This window comes from Pseudomonas sp. P5_A12 (assembly GCF_056400685.1).
The window spans coordinates 1-1,322 of record NZ_JBFUKU010000577.1 but is presented as its reverse complement, the minus strand read 5'-3'; the positions used below and the strand labels follow the sequence as shown (position 1 = coordinate 1,322).

At 60.7% G+C, this 1,322-nt stretch carries 1 pseudogene; it reads left to right on the top strand.

The annotated features are described in order from the left end of the window. Positions 1-120 precede the first annotated feature (120 nt). A pseudogene (gene aauS, locus AC1DSG_RS31230) lies at positions 121-1,322 on the top strand (two-component sensor histidine kinase AauS); the annotation flags it as partial.

Sequence of the window (1,322 nt, the reverse complement as noted above, 5' to 3'; positions counted from 1 at the left end):
ATAGCGGTGTGTCAGTGACAGCAGATTTGACTGACAGACCGCTATCGCGAGCAGGCTCGCTCCCACAAGGGACAGTGGTAAATGTCTAGCAAGTGTTGTGGTTGACCCAAGGCATCTGTGATGAAATGCGACCCCACTCTTTATCGCGCAGCAACGCCATCACTTGCCGTGAAACCCCGTCTGATTCGCCATTTGTTCCTGCCGCCGCTGATCATCGCCCTGATGATCGGACTGGGTTACGTCGGCTTCTGCGTCAGTGAACACTACGGCATCCGCAGCCTCAGCGAGAACGGCCAGCGTCAGCTCGAACTGCACGCCCGCGCCGTCGAGAGCGAGATCAGCAAATACACCTACCTGCCCAGCTTGCTGGAGCTCGAATCCAGCGTGTCGACACTGCTGGCCGACCCGTCGCCGGAACACCGGCAAACGGTCAATGATTACCTTGAAGGCCTGAACCGGCGTAGCCGCAGTCGGGCTATCTACGTGATGGACACCACCGGCCGTGTCGTGGCCACCAGTAACTGGCGCGATGTCGACAGTTACCTCGGTGAAGACCTGTCCTTCCGCGCCTATTTCCAGAACGCCATTCGCGGCCAGCCGGGGCGTTTCTACGGCATCGGCAGCACCAACGGCGAACCCGGTTACTACCTGGCCCACGGCCTCGAAGAACACGGCAAAATCATCGGCGTCGCAGTGGTCAAAATCCGCCTCGAAGCCCTGGAAGAACGTTGGCAGCGGGCGCGCCTCGAAGCCTTCGTCAGCGACGAAAACGGCATCATTATTCTGTCCAGTGATCCGGCGCTGCGCCTCAAGTCGGTCGTGCCGTTGAGCGAAGAGACCAAAGAAAAACTCGCTCGTAGCCTCCAGTACTACTGGTTCCCGCTGAATGAGCTGCAACCTCTGGCCCGTGAAACCCTGGCCGAGGGCGTGGAGAAGCTGACCTTCCCCGCCAACAGCGAAGTGGAAGCCGACGATGAGGACATCAGCTACCTGGCCCAGACCCGGCCCTTGAGCGATACCCCGTGGAATTTCACCCTGCTCACGCCGCTTCAGGATTTGCGCCGCGAAGCGATCAACCAAGGGATTCTGGTGGCGGTGGCGTTCGCCCTGGTGGCGTTCCTGTTGATCGCCTGGAACGAGCGGCGCAAGGTCGTCGCCACCCGCCTTGCCGCTCGGGAAGCCTTGCAGGAAGCCAATAATCAATTGGAGCGTCGGATTACCGAACGCACCACCGATCTGCGCGCCAGCAACGAACGGCTCAAGGGCCAGATCCGCGAGCGCCGGCAAGCGGAAGATACGCTGCGCCGCGCCCAGGATGAGCT